Here is a 17,760-nt window from a genome sequence, read left to right as displayed (position 1 = left end):
TAGTTTCCATGAAGATTCCCTGCCAGTTTTAACGAAAATATAGTCTCCATCGTTATCAATAAAATTCATCAGATACCATGAATTTCAAAAATGACAACCTGAAAAAATCATGTTCACACCCATCCATTGCTTTACAAGCTACAAGCTGAAATTGATCGCGCTTTATCAACTTCTTCGTGGGCAAAACAGGAACCAATAAACGTGACTGGAAAATCCGGACAAATATAGGTTATCATTTAGTTGCATACCGAATTGATTCCCGGAAAGTTCCTTAAGTAAAGAAATCCTTAATCCTGAACATACCTTGCTTCCGGGCAAATACCTGTAATCATCCCTGTAAAAGTGCTGATTTCTGCAGAAAAACAACTTCGTTCAACGACTGGCAAAGCACCATAGCACAAAAAAAGGCCGCAAATCAATAGTTGCAGCCCAATTAAAACCAAATCTCTAGGTATTTTTCAAGAGTTTTCCTCTTCTATTTTCTCCAAAAAAGGCGTATATTTTTTAATTACCCATTTCACCAAAAAGTAGGATACCAAGACCAAAGCCGGCCAAGAGATTAAATATATAATTGAAGTCCAATACATAATTTCAATAGGTTAAAAAGTTAAACAGCAATCACTAAGATTTCTCATTTTAATAGGCATGCGAATCTTCGTCCTGCATTTCGGCCTCATCTATCTTTTTGGAATTCATCGCCTTCCAAACCCACCAAATGTAGGCAATCACAACCGGAACGCCCAAAGAGGCATAGCTCATCACCTTCAGTGTAAAGTGACTGGAAGAGGCATTTTCAATGGTCAACGAATCCTGCAATTCAAAAGCCGAGGGATAAAAAGCCGTTCCATTCAGTCCTGCGATCAGGAATAAAGCAAAAACAGTCAGCACCGTTCCTCCACCGGCAAACCAAATGCCCGATGTACTTTTTTTCAGCAGGGCTACGGCAATACCATACAGCACGCCCACCACGCCCAGTAGCAATAAAACTGCCACAACAGGTAATTCGAGCAGGTTATTCAGGTACTTGTACTTTTCAATATAAACCCCTTCTGCGTTGTAAGCAAAGCCATCCTTCAGCAACAAGTAGATTAAAAAATACAGAAAGACCACTAAAAAGGGTACCGCATTAAACAGCACCTGCCTCTTCGAGCGCTCCAAAATCATGGGGCTATCCACCGAGTTCATGAAGTACAAGGCACCAAGCACCCGCGAAAGAAAGAAAACCGACAAGCCCAAGGCCACATTATGGAAGGTCAAAACCGCTTCCAGCCCACGGTAGGGTGTTTCCCAATTGACATTGTTCATGTCATTCAGGCTGAATTGTGCGCCATTGAAAAAAGTTCCCACGGCAGTTCCAATCAAGATGGTTCCAAAAGCACCATTCAAAAACAAAAACATTTCATAGGTCTTTCGTCCTAAAAAGTTGCCCGGTTTGGTTCGAAATTCATAGGAAACTGCCTGAATCACAAAAAAGAACAAAATGGCAATCCACACCCAATAGGCCCCGCCAAAGGAGGTGGCATAAAACAAGGGAAAAGAGGCAAAAAAGGCACCACCAAAAGTTACCAACGTGGTAAAGGTAAACTCCCATTTACGCCCCAAGGTATTGACCAGCATGGTCCGCTCATTGGGCGTTTTACCAATCGTGTAAAGCAAGGTTTGCCCACCTTGTACAAAGGTTAGAAAAACAAACAAAGCGCCTAGCAGGGAAATGATCACCCACCAGTATTGTTGTAAAGCGAGGTATGATAAATTTTCAAACATTAGTGCTGCCCTCCATCCATTTTAGGTCCGATTTTAATTTGTCGAAACATGATTTTAAGTTCTGCAATAAGCAGAAGGGTAAAGATGACTGCAAACAGCCAAAAGGTGGTTTGCACGGCGCTTGTACTAATTTTAGTTACGGCAGCCACCGTTGGCATCAAATCCTGAATCACCCAGGGTTGGCGCCCCACCTCAGCCACAATCCAACCGGCCTGAGAAGCCAGGTATGCCATGGGGATGGACCAGATGGCCAGGCGTAAAAATTTTCGTCTCTGCTCCAAGCGTCCTTTCAGCGCATAAAACAGGGCAAAACAGAAGAACACAATAAAGTAAAAACCCAGCCCCACCATCACGTGGAAACTATAGAATGACAAGGGCACATTGGGAATAAGCATGTTTTTATCGGTAAGGTAGCCGTAACCAAAGTAGCTGAAGTAGTTTTGCTGAAAATCAGGATCCATAAATTCTGTTTTCAGGCGTTTGGCTAGCTGCTCATTGCCCTGATCTTTGGCTTCTTTAAAAGCTTTTAGCTTAGCCATGGCTACTTTTCCCCGCTCAATTTTTTCGTCGGCTGACATATAGCCGTACTTTTCGTTACCATCAATCAGGTCATTAATTCCCGGAACAAAAGCATTCCAATCCATATAAGCCATGTAGGAAAGAATGTTGGGAATCTCAAGTTTCATGTTAAAATCCAGCAGGTTTTCATTGGATGGGTCGGTTTCAGTAGTCGACATAAACCCCATTGCAATCAGTCCGGCTCCTTCACTACCATTGTACAAGCCTTCGAAAGCCGCAAACTTCATCGGCTGGTTTTGGGCAATATCGCGCGCCGAACTATCGCCGGTAAATGCCAGGTAAATGGATGAAACGATTCCAAAAACAGCAGCCACCACAATACTTTTCCGGGCAAATACCACTTCCCGCTTTTTCAACAAAAACCAGGCAGAGATGCCGATAACAAAAACACCGGCCAACACAAACCCCGAAGTAATGGTATGCAGAAACTTATAGATTGCTGTAGGTGAAAACAAGACTTCCCAGAAGTTAATCATCTCATTGCGCACAGTCTCCGGATTAAAGTGCATCCCAACAGGATTCTGCATCCAGGCATTGGCTACCAAAATCCACAGGGCCGACAAACTGGCCCCAAAGGCCGTTAGCCAGGTAGCCGTAAGGTGAACCTTCTTACTCACTTTGTTCCAGCCAAAAAACATGACTGCAATGAAAGTCGATTCCATAAAAAAGGCAAAAATCCCCTCAATGGCCAGGGGAGCTCCAAAAATGTCGCCCACAAACCAGGAATAGTTGGACCAGTTGGTTCCAAATTCAAACTCCAATATGATACCGGTGGCTACCCCAATGGCAAAATTAATTCCGAACAAGGTCATCCAGAATTTGGTAATTTTTTTCCACTCCACGTCACCAGTCTTCACATACAGGGTTTCCATGATGGCAATAATCACGGCCAGTCCTAAGGTGAGTGGCACAAACACCCAGTGATACATGGCAGTCAGCGCAAATTGCGCCCGCGACCAGTTAACTAATGATAAGTCGATCGATTCTAACATGATCTTTTATTTTATCGGTTCTACTAAATTTTCCAACACATGATTTCCCCGCTCCTCATCCGTTTCAAAATTGGTATTCAGAAAGTTGGGAAAGAAAAACAACTTCAGTACAAAAAAGAGGATGAAGATTTTTATGAGGATGATCAACCAGACTTGACGGCCCCACCTGCTCATATTTTTAAATCCATCGTAATAAAAACGCCACAATCCGGGCCATTCGTTTTTCGACATAACGGCATTCTATTTTGTTCATCAATTCAATTTCCTTCCGAAAATACCAAAAAGTCAAACAAGTTCCTATTCAATTCATTGAAGTAAAATCAATCATACACACTAATGAATTAAGTACCTTTTTATCGTTAAATCAATAAGGAACTGTACGCTAAAAACTTAAAACAACCGGCTGGCTAAAAACATCAGACAACCGGTTATTAAACGAACTTATGATCTCTAAATAAAATTCAAAAACCACTCAGAGCCATTTGCTCCTTAACCAATCAATTGTCCGTTTTTTTTGCAACCTTTAAATCCGATCGGTGTTGTACTGATAAATTAAATCAACGACTAAAAACTTTTGCCTTGAAACAAGATCATCAAGCATGCATCCACTGCGGAGAAGATTGCGGACCAGCGCCAATTCAATGGGAGGGCAAATCCTTTTGTTGCCAGGGTTGCCAAACGGTCTATCAGCTTCTGAATGACAACCAAATGGGGCAATATTATCAAATACAAACCGCCCCGGGAATCAAAATACAAACCGACCAGCTACCCGCTGATGATAAATTCGCCTACCTGGATTTAGAAGAAATTCAAAGCCGGCTGCTCGACTTCTCCGACGCCGGAGTTTCAAAGGTTCGTTTTTTCGTTCCCTCCATCCATTGTGCTTCTTGCATTTGGCTGCTCGAAAATCTGAATACCCTTCACCGGGGCATCATTCAGTCCTCGGTTAATTTTCCGAAAAAGGAAGTGAGCATCACGTTTCGAGATGAAGAAATAGGTCTTCGCCAGTTGGTTGAACTGCTGGCCTCCATTCATTATGTGCCCGAAATCAGTCAACAATCGCTGGAAAAAACGGAAAAGGGAAAAAGCAGCAAAACCTTGCTCATCAAAATCGGGATTGCCGGCTTCAGCTTCATGAACGCCATGATGTATCACTTTCCGCAGTACCTTCCCGGCAGTGAAAGCCTGGAAACCGGCTTTCGTGTTATTTTCGGTTGGCTCAGTTTTCTGTTAAGCCTCCCCGTGCTTTTCTACTGTTCCAGCGACTACTTTTTGTCAGCCTACAAAAGCCTGCGTAAAAAAATTATCAGCATCGACTTACCCATTGCTTTGGGACTGATTACACTATTTCTTCAAAGCTCTTATGAAGTACTTACCGACCAAGGAATTGGCTACTTCGACTCACTGACCGGACTGGTTTTCTTCCTGCTCATTGGCAAATGGTACCAAAGTATTACCTACGAAGCACTGACTTTTGAGCGCGACTACAAATCCTACTTCCCAGTTGCTGTGACCAAAGTAAGTGCGGACGGAAACACCACCATCCCCCTGAACGAGCTAAAGGCAGGCGACCGGATTCTCGTTCGCAACCAGGAGCTAATTCCGGCTGATGCCACCATTGAAAAAGGAAACGCCAATATTGACTACAGTTTTGTTACGGGTGAATCAATCCCCGTTAGTAAAAACCCAGGTGATTTTGTTTTCGCCGGAGGACGTCAGCAAGGCAGTGCCATTGAGCTCTTAGTTCAAAAAGAGGTGGAACAAAGCTACCTTACTCAACTTTGGAACCAGGAAGGACAACAGCGAGCCAAAGAAGCTCCCATGGCCAATACCATTAATCAGGTAAGCCAGTATTTCACCGTCATTATCATTACCATTGCTTTAAGCGCAGCCATTTACTGGAACTTTTCCAACCCCGAAAAAGCGCTGTTTGCCTTTACTTCGGTTCTGATTATTGCCTGCCCCTGTGCCTTGGCGCTCACCATTCCGTTTACTTTTGGTAGTACCATGCGCCAATTTGGCCGCAAGGGATTTTACCTGAAAAATGCAGAAGTCATTGAGAAACTATACCGGATCAAAACCATAGTTTTTGATAAAACCGGAACCATCACGCATGCCCAGTCTTCCCGCATTGAATTTAAGGGAGAAACTTTAACTGACGAACAGCAACAGCTGATCAAATCACTGGCATTTCACTCCACCCACCCCTTGAGCAAAACGATTTACGAATCGCTGGAAGAGCCTAAAAATCTGGAGGTAGCCGATTTCAAGGAAATTCCATCCCTGGGAATTACCGGCAAGGTGAACAACAAAACCATCACGATGGGCTCCAAATATTTTGTCACCGGAGACCAGTCGGGCGACAAGGAACTGAAAACACAGGTTTGGGTCTTTATCGAGAAACAGATTCTGGGCTATTTCCAGTTTGAGAACAGCTACCGCGAAGGACTGCAGGATACCATTTCAAACCTGGATTCCAGCTACGAATTGCATTTGATTAGTGGCGACAACGAGTCGGAACGTGACAACCTGGTCCCCCTGTTCAAGGATCATGCCCGTCTTAATTTCAACCAGTCGCCCACCGACAAGCTCAACTACATTCAGCAACTTCAGCAAAACGGCCAACCGGCCATGATGATTGGTGATGGGTTGAACGATGCTGGTGCCCTCAACGAAAGCCAGGTCGGGCTGGTGATTGCCGACAACATTTACAATTTCACGCCAGCCTGCGATGCGATTTTGCAAGCCGACAAGTTTGCTTCGTTGCAACGTTTTATCCAGTTTACAAAAACAAGTATGACCATTGTCCGGCTTGCTTTTTTAATCTCTTTCCTCTACAACATTGTCGGGATTTCGTTTGCTGTTCAGGGCAACTTGTCCCCTATTGTTGCAGCCATTCTAATGCCGCTAAGTTCGGTTACAGTCGTTGCTTTTGCCACGTTCTCGGTCAACCTGATGGTCAGGAAAAGAGGGCTTTAAGCTTATTGTTAAAAACTGTTCAAAAAAAATGCTTATTTTAGGAAACAAAGTTCACCCCGGCTTGTTGTTTGAAATTGATTTGTGGATACGTGTTGTGACCCGCAACAGTTAAGCAAAGAGAAAAAACTAAATCTTTAACTAAGACAAAAAGGTATGTCAGTAGTATTTGTATTAATTATTATTGGAATATTAGTGGCATCTGCTTTTCTCCTGGCTTTTATCTGGGCCGTGCGCAACGGCCAGTTTGACGATTCATACACCCCATCCGTCCGCATTTTATTTGATGATCCAACTCCAAAAGAAGAAAACGAAAGTGACTTGTCAACGGACAAGCCGCAAAAAAAGCAATCTAAATAAATCATAGCTATATGGAATTACAGAAGTTTACCTATGACAACAAGATTACACGCGATTTTGCTGTGGCAACAATGGTGTGGGGTGTTATAGGGATGTTGGTTGGCTTATTGGTGGCCCTGCAGATTTTCATTCCGGAAATGAATTTCAGCCTGGAATACACCACCTTCGGAAGAACAAGACCCGTGCATACCAATGCGGTCATTTTTGCTTTTGTAGGTAACGCCATTTTTACCGCCGTCTATTATTCAATGCCCCGCTTGCTCAAAACAAACATGTACAGCAAGCTCTTGGGGAAAATCCATTTCTGGGGATGGCAATTGATTATCATTGCCGGAGCCATTACCCTGCTTGCCGGGTACACCTCCGGAAAAGAATATGCCGAATTAGAGTGGCCCATTGACGTGGCAATCACCATCATTTGGGTAATCTTCGGAATCAACATGTTTGGCACCATTCTCCAAAGACGGGTCAGCCACATTTACGTGGCCATTTGGTTTTACATTGCCACCTGGGTTACCGTAGCCGTGCTTCATGTTGTTAACTCCATCGAAATTCCATACAGTCTTTTAAAAAGTTACCCGGTTTATGCCGGTATTCAGGATGCCTTGGTACAATGGTGGTACGGACACAATGCCGTCGCCTTTTTCCTGACTACTCCTTTCCTCGGCTTGATGTACTACTTTGTACCGAAAGCGGCAAACCGTCCGGTGTATTCGTATAAATTATCCATCGTCCACTTTTGGTCTCTCATTTTCATATACATCTGGGCCGGACCGCACCACTTGCTTTACAGCTCGCTGCCAGACTGGCTTCAGGCATTGGGGACCACCTTCTCCATCATGCTGATTGCCCCAAGCTGGGGTGGAATGATGAACGGACTGCTTACTTTGCGCGGTGCCTGGGACAAAGTGCGGCGAGACCCGGTTTTGAAGATGTTTGTGGTAGGAATTACCGCTTACGGCATGGCCACTTTTGAAGGCCCCATGCTGTCGTTGAAAACAGTGAATGCCATCAGCCACTTTACCGACTGGACAGTTGGACACGTTCATATTGGTGCCTTGGGCTGGAACGGCATGCTCACTTTTGGAATGCTTTACTGGCTGATTCCCCGACTTTACAATACCAAACTCTACTCAACAAAACTGGCCAATGTCCATTTCTGGATTTCCACGCTGGCCATCATCTTCTACGCCGTACCGCTTTATATTGGTGGAATAACCCAGGCGTTGATGTGGAAAGAATTTACGCCGGAAGGTTTTCTGGCCTACCCCAACTTTCTGGAGACTGTAACCCAGCTAATCCCAATGTATGCCATTCGTGCCTTTGGAGGAGGCATGTACGTATTGGGGATGTTGCTTTTGATTTTCAACGTGGTGAAAACAGCCAAACAAGGTCAGTTGGTGAAAGAGGAAGAAGTGGAAGCTCCGGCACTGCAAACCCAGTCAGTGGGCAAAAAATCAACCGAAAGCTGGCACAGCTTTTTGGAGCGAAAGCCCATCCGGTTCCTGGTTTTTTCCACCATCGCTATCCTCATTGGTGGGATGTTCGAAATTATTCCAACGTACCTCATCAACTCCAATGTCCCCATCATTTCCAGTGTAAAACCCTACACACCACTGGAATTGCAGGGGCGTGATATTTACGTTAGAGAAGGCTGTTACAACTGCCACTCCCAGATGATCCGTCCTTTCCGTTCGGAGACAGAGCGCTACGGCGAATATTCCAAAGCCGGTGAGTTCATCTACGATCATCCGTTCCAGTTCGGCTCCAAACGTACCGGGCCAGACCTGGCACGCGAAGGGGTGAAAACAGGAAGAATATACAAACCCAACGCCTGGCATTACAACCACTTCATCGATCCGCAAAAGATGAATGAAGAATCAATTATGCCCAAATACCCTTGGCTGGCAGAAAAGGACATCAACCTGAAATCGACTGCTCCTAAAATCAGGGCCATGAAAAAGCTGGGTGTTCCCTACCCTGACAATTATGAGCATCAGGCCAATGACGACTTACTGAAGCAAGCCGAAGAGATTGCTCAAAACCTTCGCGAAGCCGGTATTGAAACCGAAAGCACCAAGGAAATCATTGCCTTGATTGCCTATATGCAGCGTTTGGGAACCGACATCATGAAGCCCCAGGAAGAACCAGAAACGGAGGAGGAATAGGTCATGATAAAAGAACACTTACAAAGCATCATTGGAGTTGAACTCTACGCCATCATTGGCTTTCTGATCTTCTTTATATTTTTCATTCTGATCACTATTCATACGATCCGAATGGATAAACTGCGGGTTCGGAAACTTAGTGAGATTCCGCTGGAAGATGAATTCATTACGAACCAGGAGTAGCCTAAACTATTATTTAATCTTATGAGCACGATAGACGACAAAAAACAGGATCAGGCAAATTCGCAACACGAATATGATGACTTCACCAATGAAAAGTTACTTGCAGGGCATGAATTTGACGGAATACGGGAACTGGACAACCAGCTCCCCCCTTGGTTAAAATACTTGTTTTACGGCAGCATCATTTTTGCAGCTTCATACCTCACCCTGGTCTTCGTTTTTGAAGATGAGAATATCATTCAAGCCAAGGAATATCAAAATGAGATGGCCGCTTTTATTGAGGAAGAGGAAGCTGCCGAAGAAGATGAAACGGCTGCTCCCGTCATTCGAACCCAAGAGGAAATTATGGCCAGCGGACAAGCCACTTTTTCGAAAATTTGTTCGGTTTGTCATGGCAAATTCGGAGAAGGCCTGGTTGGTCCTAACTTTACCGATGAATACTGGATTCATGGCGGATCGCGCGACAACATGCACGAGGTGATTACCACCGGAGTTATTGAAAAAGGGATGATCTCGTACAAGAACATCCTGACAGAAAACCAGATTCAGGATGTTATTACTTACATTCAGAGTCTGCAAGGCACCAATCCGCCCAACCAGAAAGCACCGGAGGGTGAAAAATACGTGCCGGAGTCAGAAGAAGAAACTGCAAGTTAGTTTGGAGAATTAAAAAGGAGGCAACGATGAGTCCTGATATGAAAAACGCAGACAAGCAACTGGCCAGCTTTCGCGACCAAATGCCAACAGTTGACAGCGAAGGAAAACGTGTTTGGCTTTTCCCCAAAATGCCCAAAGGCAAATTTTACAATTATCGTCGAATTGTTGCTTATACGCTGCTGCTGTTTTTTTACCTGGCCCCTCATCTGACCTTAAAAGGCGAACCGCTCATTTTGCTGAATTTCATTCAGCGCAAGTTCATTCTTTTTGGGAATACCTTTTACCCGCAAGATTTTCATTTGCTGGTCCTCTCATTTATTACGCTGCTTGTTTTTGTCATCTTATTCACGGTAGTTTACGGGCGAATATTTTGTGGATGGGTCTGTCCGCAAACCGTTTTTATGGAGTTTTTGTACCGCCCCATTGAATACCTGATTGACGGGGACCGCCGCAAACAACAAGTGCTGGCCCAACAGGAAATGACCCCGGAAAAGTTTATCAAACGAATAATCAAACATGCCCTTTTTCTGTTCATTTCCTTCTGGACCATCCTCACCTTTTGGTCTTACCTGGTTGGCTATCCTGCAGTGCAGGCCTATTTTGGTCTACTACCGGAAACCAGTATTACGCCCCTGATTGTCGTGCTGGCCTTTACCGGGATGCACTATTTTGTGTTTGCCTGGTTTCGCGAACAAGTTTGCACCCTGGTATGTCCCTACGGCCGTTTGCAAGGTGTAATGCTCGACAATAACTCCATCGTTGTTGCCTACGATTACATTCGTGGCGAACCGCGCGGACGGGGTCACAATGAAGATAAAGGCGACTGCATTGATTGCAAACGCTGTGTGGATGTGTGCCCTACCGGAATTGATATTCGTAATGGCACCCAAATGGAATGTATCAACTGTACAGCCTGTATTGATGCCTGCAACTCGGTTATGTACACCATCAACAAACCCAAAGGCTTAATCCGTTACGCTTCGGAACAATCCATTTCAGAAGGTAAAAAACATGTGCTTAACGTACGGGCCATTGCCTATTCGGTAGTGCTGGCTCTTTTACTTGGTGTGCTAAGCTATTCATTCATCCACCGGGGCGATATTGAAACAACCATCACCCGCATGCAAGGTAGCATGTTTCAAGAATATGGAGCCGATGCCTACAGCAACCTCTACAACGTGCAAATGCTGAATAAAACAAGCCAGGCTGCTTCAGTTCAGCTTGAACTACTGGATCCTGAAGGTGAATTGAAAATATTGGGCGATGAGCTCAATGTCGACGTGGGCGAAGTTGCCAAACGCAACCTGATGATTATCCTGAAAAAGGAAGACGTGAAAAGCTCCAACACCCACTTAAGCATTGGGGTTTATGAAAATGGCGAGTTGATTGAAACGATCCGGACAACTTTTGTCGGACCAAATGCTTTGGACTATAAAAAATGAAACGCATATGAAACTAAAAATAAATTGGGGAACAGGAATTGCCATCGCACTGCTGATTATGATGTCGGGGATGGTGTACCTGGTTTCAATTGCCGTCAGGCAAGATTATTACCTGGTAGAAGACGATTACTACCAAAAGTCGGTTAACTATCAGGCACAAATTGACAAGATTCAAAATGTCAACAAACTGACCGAACGAGTGAAATTGGTTCAATCGGCCCATGCTGTTCAAATCAATTTTCCTCAACTATTCAAGCATGAACTGCTCGAGGGCACCATTCACTTTTACAGCCCGATGAGTGAAAATAATGACCTGAGCCTACCCCTCAAATTGGATGAGCAGCTGAGTCAATCCGTTTCAATCAAGAAACTGCCCAAAGGCCGATACATTGTCAAGCTGGATTGGACGGCCAATGAAAAGCCTTACTTTCAGGAACTGGAAATTCAAGTGCCATGATGTTTGATTTGATAACTCCGCTAACCATTGGACTAATCGGCAGTTTTCACTGTATTGGCATGTGTGGTCCTATTGCCGTAGCCCTGCCCTTAAAAAGCCACAAACCGGCAGCAAAAGTTGTAGGCAGCCTGCTTTATAACCTGGGACGAACGCTGACCTACGCCGTTTTAGGTTTACTTTTCGGCTTATTGGGCCAAGGAATTCAGCTGGCCGGCTTCCAACAATGGACATCAATCCTGCTGGGGATTGTCATGATTCTGAACGTGCTTTTCCCTTATTTCTTTAAACAACGCATCAGCCTGAACAATCTATTTACAGGTTATGCCGGACGACTGATTTCAAAATTACGTCAGCTGTTTGCCAACCATTCATTTCAGTCATTGTTTAGCATTGGCCTGCTCAATGGGTTACTTCCCTGCGGCTTGGTTTACGTGGCCATTGCCGGAGCCATCAACACCAACCAACTGTTCTCCGGAGCCTTGTTTATGGTTTTATTTGGCTTGGGCACCATCCCCATGATGATGCTTTTATCGCTAACCGGAAACATGATTAGTGGACGCTTACGCACTGGCATGCGGCGCGTGGTTCCCTACTTTATTGTCTTGCTCGGAATTCTCTTTATTCTTCGAGGTCTGTCACTGGGCATTCCTTACGTGAGCCCCAAAGCCGAAAAACTGGTGCCGGCAGAGCGGGTTATGGAAGAAAGCTGCTGTCATTGAATTAAATCAACAACCAACCCCTACAACCTGAGGTTGAACCCATTGAACTAAGAAACATAAAAGAAATACGGACTTGAAGCACGAGGTACCGTCTAAAATCAGAATAAAATAACGCATTTATCGCTTTTTTCATAAACATTCAGTAGTGGTTTGGGGTTTCTTATGGTGATAAAGTAAATCGGTCTTTCTATCTTGTAGAAAATCAAAAATCAAGAGGCTAAACTATATGAGGCTAATTCCTAAACAAGTGCTATTTTTTGTTGCGGCTTTAGTTTGTTTACAAATCAACTCCCTAGGGCAAATCAATCCTGCAACCAATGCTCAGAACAGTCCTGAAATTGGGGTAATTGAGCATTTAGACGACTACCTGCCGGAAGGCATTTATCTCACCGGATTGGATTCGCAGCAGGTGCTGCTTTCTGATTTAATTGACAAACCGACCATTTTAAACTTTGTTTACTACCGCTGTCCCGGCATTTGCAGTCCGCTTATGGAAGGGCTGGCTGAAGTGATGGATCGATCGGATTTGAAACCAAACGAAGATTACCAGGTACTCACCATCAGTTTCGATCCAACGGAAACCTTGGACTTGGCGCAGCGCAAAAAGACCAACTACCTCAACCTGGTGAATAAAAAAGAAGCCATTGCCGCCGGCTGGAAATTTTTCATTTCCGATAGTGCCAGTATTGCAAAGGCGGTGCAGGCAGTAGGTTTTCAATACAAAAAAACAGGCAACGATTTTTTACATGCTGCCTCAGTCATGGTAATCAGTCCCGACGGGAAAATTACGCGCTACCTCAACGGGATTTATTTCCTGCCATTTGAATTTAAAATGGCTATTATCGAAGCCAACAAAGGGCAATCCGGCCCGACAATCAATAAAATATTGCAATTCTGTTATTCGTATGACCCACAAGGACAAACCTATGTCTTAAATGTGACCAAAGTTGCCGGAACGGTCATCATCTTTTTTGCACTCGTTATTTTCCTGTTTTTGATACTCAAACCTAAACGAAAAGAAGTTTAACAAACGAACATTCCTATGCAAGCAAGTTCTAAAACCCCAAATGATGTAAGTTATTTAGAATACCAAGGCAAGCACAAAGGATTGTGGAAATGGATTTTATCCACCGACCACAAACGTATTGGCCTACTCTACCTGTATTCGATGATGACTTTATTTTTAGTTGGCGTTACCCTGGGATTGGCCATGAAGTTTGAGCTGATTGCTCCGGGTAAAACCATTATGGAAGCGAAAGATTACAATGCCGTCTTTACGGTCCATGGTGTGATTATGATCTTTATGATTGTGATTCCCGGACTGCCGGCTGTTTTTGGAAACTTTATGCTTCCCATCATGATTGGAGCTAAAGATGTGGCTTTTCCAAAGCTGAATTTATTATCCTGGTGGGTGTACATTGCCGGAGCCATTCTGGTCATTTCATCGGTTTTGTTTGGTGACGGATCGCCCGACACCGGCTGGACTTTTTACGCCCCCTACAGTTTCAAAACAGGATCGAACATGCTGCCGGCCATATTTGGAGCCTTTGTGCTAGGGTTCTCATCCATTTTGACCGGTCTGAACTTCATTGTAACCATTCACCGGATGCGTGCTCCCGGAATGACCTGGACGAAAATGCCCTTGTTTCCGTGGACCCTTTATGGCACGGCCTGGATCCAGTTGCTGGCTACTCCGGTTGTGGGGATTACCCTAGTACTAGTTGCACTCGAACGTATTTTCGGAATCGGCGTATTTGACCCCGCCTTGGGAGGTGACCCTATTTTGTACCAACACCTGTTCTGGATCTATTCGCACCCGGCTGTTTACGTGATGATTTTGCCTGCCATGGGAGCCATTTCTGAAATTATTCCGACCTTCTCGCAAAAGCATATTTTTGGTTATAAGGCGATTGTAGCCTCTACCCTTGCCATTGCTTTTGTCGGCTACTTTGTCTGGGGACATCACATGTTTACCTCCGGAATGAGCGGCACCGCCCAATATACCTTTTCCATTCTAACCTTTCTGGTTGCCATTCCCAGCGCCATCAAGGTTTTCAACTGGATCTCGACCATGTATAAAGGCTCGATCAACCTACAAACGCCTTTTTACTGGGCTGCCGGTTTCATCTTCGTTTTCATGATCGGAGGTTTGTCAGGACTGGTGGTTGGCGCACTGGCCACCAATGTGTATTTGCATGATACGGCTTTTGTGGTTGCTCACTTTCACTTCATTGTTTTTGGAGGTGTTGGGTTCTCTTTCTTTGGTGCCATTCATTATTGGTTTCCTAAAATGTTTGGACGGATGTACGACGCCACTTGGGCCAACATTGGCTGGTTGATTTTCACAACTGGTTTTCTGGCCTTGTATTCGCCCATGTTTTACCTTGGTATGCAGGGAATGCCTCGTCGGTATTACGATTATCTCGAAGAGTTTCACGCAGCCAACATCCTTTCTACACTTGGCTCGTGGGTAATGACTCTGGGCTTGATAATTATTCTGATCAACCTGTTCCGTTCAGCCAAAAGCGGCCCCATTGCCCCCAAGGATCCATGGAAAGGAAAAACGCTGGAATGGACCGTACCATCGCCACCGCCCTTGGAAAACTTTGATCAGATTCCTGAATATCACGAAAAAGACGGACCTTACGAATATCAATAAACGCTATACCTATGTCACAAGTTATTCAACATGATGAGCACTATGATCCCGAAGGATCGAAGATCGGAATGTGGCTCTTCATCTTTAGTGAATTGCTGCTGTTTGGTGGCCTGTTCATTATTTATTCAGTTTACCGCTATTTAAATCACGATGCCTTTCACATGGCAGCCGGAGAGCTAAACCTGACGGTTGGTGCCTTAAATACGCTTATTTTGCTGGTGAGTAGTATGACCATTGCCATGTCGACCACCGCCCTTCAGAAAAAGCAAAAAGGCACGGCTATTCTCCTGCTTGAAATCACATTTATTTTGGCAATCATCTTTTTGATCAATAAATATTTCGAGTGGGGCGTTAAGTTTGATCATGGTATTTTTCCGGGCTCCGAATACATGAAAGAAGAAATGAGTCAAGGGGAAGTCTTGTTCTTTGGTTTATACTTTGTAATGACCGGCTTGCACGCATTGCACATTGTTGCCGGGCTGGTTATTATGGGATTTGCCCTAGCCCGGGTACACAAAGGAACCGTTCATGCCGGACGCCCCACCCTGCTGGAAAATGCCGGGCTTTACTGGCACCTGGTCGACTTAATCTGGATTTTCCTTTTCCCATTATTTTACTTAATCACTTAACGACTGACCTATGGAAAATGAAAAACATCATATCGTACCGTACCGTGTTTACGCCATCGTCTTGCTGGTTTTAGTGGTACTAACCTTTCTTTCGATAGCCATTACCGATATCGAACTGGGAAGCTACACGGTTGTCGGAGCCTTATTGCTGGCCTCGATTAAATCAAGTTTAGTACTGACCTATTTCATGCACCTGAAATTTGATCAGCCTTATATTCGAATCATGGTCGGATTTGTTTTAGCAGTATTTATCGCTGTGGTTATTGTTACATTTTTTGACTACTCCTTCAGATAAAAAACTATGTATATTTTAGCATCAACACAAGCCTCTAATTTTGTTGCCGATGTCGACCGGGCATTCCTGTTTATTCTTGCCGTCAGTTTTTTCTTTCTGATTGCGCTGACAGCAGTCATGATTTACTTTATTTTCAGGTACAACAAAAAGCGACATCCCAAAGCCGAGCAAATCAAAGGAAGTAACCTGCTGGAATTGATCTGGACCATCATACCAACCATCTTAGTTTTAATCATGTTTTATTATGGATGGGCCGGATGGAAACCCATGAAAAAAGCACCGGAAGACAGCTTTGAGATTACCGTTATTGCCCGGATGTGGAACTTTACGTTTGAATATGAAAACGGCCGCCGAACCGATACCCTGTTCGTTCCCAAGGATCAACCGGTAAAACTCAACTTGCGTTCGATGGATGTTGTCCATTCTCTTTTCATCCCTTCGTTTCGCGTAAAGGAAGATGTTGTTCCAGGACGCGATAAATTCATGTGGTTTACCCCTCAGAATGAAGGAATCTATGAGTTGTTTTGTACCGAATATTGTGGGCTTCAACACTCCTATATGTACAATTGGGTGAAAGTGATGCCTCAGGACGAGTTTAACAACTGGTACACTGACACCACACAACAAGTGGCCAGTGCTGCGGTGGAGTCACCCGCAGCTACCGGCAAACGAATCATGACCAACATTGGCTGCTTTGCTTGCCATTCGGTAGACGGATCGAAAATCATCGGTCCTTCGTTTAAAGGCATTTACGGGCACGAAGTGACCGTTAAAACGCAAGGCGACGAACGCACCATAACGGTGGATGATGAATACATCAAACGGTCCATTTATGAGCCGGAAGCCGACATCGTGGATGGCTTTAACAAAGGACTGATGCAAAGCTACCAGGGACAGCTGAGTGATGAGGACATTGCCAATATTATTGAATACTTGAAAACCTTGAAATAATATGGGCCCACAAACACCAGGCTCCTACCTTAAAATTATTCTTCAATTGGGCAAAGTACGTATTTCTTTGCCCATTTCATTATCTGCAGTAACCGGTTATGTGCTGCAAACAGGAAGCTTTGGGATGGAAGGTTTATACCTGGCGCTTGGTGTTTTTTTAGTGTCCTGCAGTTCGAGTGCCATCAACCATTGGCAAGAGTACAAGATCGACAAGCATATGCCGAGGACGCAAAACCGTCCAATTCCGTCCGGCAAAATATCGCCAACATTTGCTCTGATGGTAGCCTTAAGCTACTTTGTTGCCGGGGCCTGGATTCTAAGTAATCATTTTGCTCCCGTAGCACTGATAGCCAGTGTAATCACCCTGATCTCCTACAATGGATTTTATACCCCCCTGAAAAAGGTTACCGCTTTTGCCGTAGTACCCGGCTCACTTGTGGGCGCACTGCCACCTTACATTGGCTGGCTTGCTGCTGGCGGCTCACTAATGGATCCGGTGATTTTTTGGGTGGCCATTTTCTTTTTCATTGGACAAATCCCGCACTTCTGGCTCTTATTGCTTATGTTCGGCGAACAATACAAACTGGTGAACTACCCCAGCCTGAATGACCTTTTCTCTGAAAACCAGATTAAACGCCTCAGTTATACCTGGATTTTATCAACCATTGCAGCCGCGCTGATTATTGCTTTAAAAATCATGATCAGTCCTGTTGTTGTTGCGGTGTTGTTGCTTTATATATTTTACCTGCTTTTCACCACTAGCCGACAATTGCTGGTTCGACACAACCTGCCTGTCCGGCCAACCTTCTTCAAACTTAACTTCCTCTACCTGTTTATGATGATTGCCTTGATCATCGACAGCCTTTTGTTTCGCATTTGAGTCGTTGAACAAATAAAAAAAGCAGATGTTATACCAATACATCTAGATT

The 17,760-nt window shown here is 44.5% G+C and carries 17 protein-coding genes; 14 read left to right on the top strand and 3 right to left on the bottom strand.

Translation table 11 applies throughout. The annotated features are described in order from the left end of the window. Window positions 1–636: 636 nt before the first annotated feature. Genes cydB through ACRD6K_RS15690 form a run of 3 tightly spaced genes read right to left on the bottom strand, consistent with a single transcriptional unit; the run spans window position 637 to window position 3,566 of the window. A complete protein-coding gene (gene cydB, locus ACRD6K_RS15700) occupies window positions 637–1,764 on the bottom strand; it encodes a cytochrome d ubiquinol oxidase subunit II (RefSeq protein WP_430974023.1) in 1,128 nt (375 codons plus the stop codon). Beyond that, complete coding sequence (locus tag ACRD6K_RS15695; protein WP_430974022.1) at window positions 1,764–3,335, bottom strand: cytochrome ubiquinol oxidase subunit I; 1,572 nt, start codon at window positions 3,333–3,335, stop codon at window positions 1,764–1,766. The genes cydB and ACRD6K_RS15695 overlap by 1 nt, the downstream gene beginning before the upstream one ends. A 6-nt stretch (window positions 3,336–3,341) precedes the next feature. Next, window positions 3,342–3,566 (bottom strand): DUF4492 domain-containing protein, encoded by a 225-nt coding sequence (locus tag ACRD6K_RS15690; RefSeq protein WP_430974021.1) that lies wholly within the window; start codon window positions 3,564–3,566, stop codon window positions 3,342–3,344. 348 nt (window positions 3,567–3,914) lie between these two features. Here ACRD6K_RS15690 and ACRD6K_RS15685 point away from each other — a divergent pair, with 348 nt between their 5' ends. The 14 genes from ACRD6K_RS15685 (at window position 3,915) to ACRD6K_RS15620 (ending at window position 17,711) form a co-directional block, all read left to right on the top strand. Next, window positions 3,915–6,314 carry a heavy metal translocating P-type ATPase gene (locus tag ACRD6K_RS15685; RefSeq protein WP_430974020.1) on the top strand — a complete coding sequence of 800 codons (2,400 nt, stop codon included), beginning with the start codon at window positions 3,915–3,917 and terminating at the stop codon, window positions 6,312–6,314. A 153-nt stretch (window positions 6,315–6,467) separates the two neighbouring features. Beyond that, window positions 6,468–6,671, top strand: coding sequence for a cbb3-type cytochrome oxidase assembly protein CcoS (gene ccoS / locus ACRD6K_RS15680; RefSeq protein ID WP_299576192.1), 204 nt, complete (start codon window positions 6,468–6,470; stop codon window positions 6,669–6,671). An 11-nt stretch (window positions 6,672–6,682) separates the two neighbouring features. Further along, complete coding sequence (gene ccoN, locus ACRD6K_RS15675; protein ID WP_430974019.1) at window positions 6,683–8,839, top strand: cytochrome-c oxidase, cbb3-type subunit I; 2,157 nt, start codon at window positions 6,683–6,685, stop codon at window positions 8,837–8,839. A 3-nt stretch (window positions 8,840–8,842) separates the two neighbouring features. Continuing rightward, window positions 8,843–9,022 (top strand): cbb3-type cytochrome c oxidase subunit 3, encoded by a 180-nt coding sequence (locus ACRD6K_RS15670; RefSeq protein ID WP_299576189.1) that lies wholly within the window; start codon window positions 8,843–8,845, stop codon window positions 9,020–9,022. Between the two features lie 21 nt (window positions 9,023–9,043). Next, window positions 9,044–9,679, top strand: a complete 636-nt coding sequence (locus ACRD6K_RS15665) for a cbb3-type cytochrome c oxidase N-terminal domain-containing protein (protein ID WP_430974018.1) — start codon at window positions 9,044–9,046, stop codon at window positions 9,677–9,679. A gap of 26 nt (window positions 9,680–9,705) precedes the next feature. Further along, a complete protein-coding gene (ccoG, locus tag ACRD6K_RS15660; RefSeq protein ID WP_430974017.1) occupies window positions 9,706–11,121 on the top strand; it encodes a cytochrome c oxidase accessory protein CcoG in 1,416 nt (471 codons plus the stop codon). Window positions 11,122–11,128: 7 nt separating this feature from the next. Continuing rightward, window positions 11,129–11,578, top strand: a complete 450-nt coding sequence (locus ACRD6K_RS15655) for a FixH family protein (RefSeq protein ID WP_299576183.1) — start codon at window positions 11,129–11,131, stop codon at window positions 11,576–11,578. Further along, complete coding sequence (locus ACRD6K_RS15650) at window positions 11,575–12,297, top strand: sulfite exporter TauE/SafE family protein (protein WP_430974016.1); 723 nt, start codon at window positions 11,575–11,577, stop codon at window positions 12,295–12,297. Before ACRD6K_RS15655 ends, ACRD6K_RS15650 begins: the two co-directional genes overlap by 4 nt. A 226-nt stretch (window positions 12,298–12,523) precedes the next feature. Next, window positions 12,524–13,324: an SCO family protein gene (locus ACRD6K_RS15645; RefSeq protein WP_430974015.1), complete on the top strand. Its 801-nt coding sequence runs from the start codon at window positions 12,524–12,526 to the stop codon at window positions 13,322–13,324. 15 nt (window positions 13,325–13,339) lie between these two features. Further along, complete coding sequence (locus tag ACRD6K_RS15640) at window positions 13,340–14,956, top strand: cytochrome c oxidase subunit I (protein ID WP_299576177.1); 1,617 nt, start codon at window positions 13,340–13,342, stop codon at window positions 14,954–14,956. 11 nt (window positions 14,957–14,967) lie between these two features. After that, window positions 14,968–15,585: a cytochrome c oxidase subunit 3 family protein gene (locus tag ACRD6K_RS15635; RefSeq protein WP_299576175.1), complete on the top strand. Its 618-nt coding sequence runs from the start codon at window positions 14,968–14,970 to the stop codon at window positions 15,583–15,585. A 10-nt stretch (window positions 15,586–15,595) separates the two neighbouring features. Beyond that, entirely contained in the window at window positions 15,596–15,880 is a 285-nt protein-coding gene (locus ACRD6K_RS15630; protein ID WP_299576173.1) for a cytochrome C oxidase subunit IV family protein, read from the top strand. Between the two features lie 6 nt (window positions 15,881–15,886). Further along, entirely contained in the window at window positions 15,887–16,831 is a 945-nt protein-coding gene (coxB, locus tag ACRD6K_RS15625) for a cytochrome c oxidase subunit II (RefSeq protein WP_430974014.1), read from the top strand. Between the two features lies 1 nt (window position 16,832). Next, a complete protein-coding gene (locus ACRD6K_RS15620; RefSeq protein ID WP_430974013.1) occupies window positions 16,833–17,711 on the top strand; it encodes a protoheme IX farnesyltransferase in 879 nt (292 codons plus the stop codon). Window positions 17,712–17,760 lie beyond the last annotated feature (49 nt).

Source organism: Sunxiuqinia rutila (genome assembly GCF_050589705.1).
Lineage (GTDB): Bacteria > Bacteroidota > Bacteroidia > Bacteroidales > Prolixibacteraceae > Sunxiuqinia > Sunxiuqinia rutila.
This window is presented reverse-complemented; position numbering and strand designations above follow the sequence as displayed.

Excerpts from the sequence above, each read along its gene's own strand:
- cydB (WP_430974023.1), bottom strand. The coding sequence starts at position 1,764 with ATGTTTGAAAATTTATCATACCTCGCTTTACAACAATACTGGTGGGTG.
- ACRD6K_RS15695 (WP_430974022.1), bottom strand. The coding sequence starts at position 3,335 with ATGTTAGAATCGATCGACTTATCATTAGTTAACTGGTCGCGGGCGCAA.
- ACRD6K_RS15690 (WP_430974021.1), bottom strand. The coding sequence starts at position 3,566 with ATGTCGAAAAACGAATGGCCCGGATTGTGGCGTTTTTATTACGATGGA.
- ccoS (WP_299576192.1), top strand. The coding sequence starts at position 6,468 with ATGTCAGTAGTATTTGTATTAATTATTATTGGAATATTAGTGGCATCT.
- ccoN (WP_430974019.1), top strand. The coding sequence starts at position 6,683 with ATGGAATTACAGAAGTTTACCTATGACAACAAGATTACACGCGATTTT.
- ACRD6K_RS15670 (WP_299576189.1), top strand. The coding sequence starts at position 8,843 with ATGATAAAAGAACACTTACAAAGCATCATTGGAGTTGAACTCTACGCC.
- ACRD6K_RS15665 (WP_430974018.1), top strand. The coding sequence starts at position 9,044 with ATGAGCACGATAGACGACAAAAAACAGGATCAGGCAAATTCGCAACAC.
- ccoG (WP_430974017.1), top strand. The coding sequence starts at position 9,706 with ATGAGTCCTGATATGAAAAACGCAGACAAGCAACTGGCCAGCTTTCGC.
- ACRD6K_RS15655 (WP_299576183.1), top strand. The coding sequence starts at position 11,129 with ATGAAACTAAAAATAAATTGGGGAACAGGAATTGCCATCGCACTGCTG.
- ACRD6K_RS15650 (WP_430974016.1), top strand. The coding sequence starts at position 11,575 with ATGATGTTTGATTTGATAACTCCGCTAACCATTGGACTAATCGGCAGT.
- ACRD6K_RS15645 (WP_430974015.1), top strand. The coding sequence starts at position 12,524 with ATGAGGCTAATTCCTAAACAAGTGCTATTTTTTGTTGCGGCTTTAGTT.
- ACRD6K_RS15640 (WP_299576177.1), top strand. The coding sequence starts at position 13,340 with ATGCAAGCAAGTTCTAAAACCCCAAATGATGTAAGTTATTTAGAATAC.
- ACRD6K_RS15635 (WP_299576175.1), top strand. The coding sequence starts at position 14,968 with ATGTCACAAGTTATTCAACATGATGAGCACTATGATCCCGAAGGATCG.
- ACRD6K_RS15630 (WP_299576173.1), top strand. The coding sequence starts at position 15,596 with ATGGAAAATGAAAAACATCATATCGTACCGTACCGTGTTTACGCCATC.
- coxB (WP_430974014.1), top strand. The coding sequence starts at position 15,887 with ATGTATATTTTAGCATCAACACAAGCCTCTAATTTTGTTGCCGATGTC.
- ACRD6K_RS15620 (WP_430974013.1), top strand. The coding sequence starts at position 16,833 with ATGGGCCCACAAACACCAGGCTCCTACCTTAAAATTATTCTTCAATTG.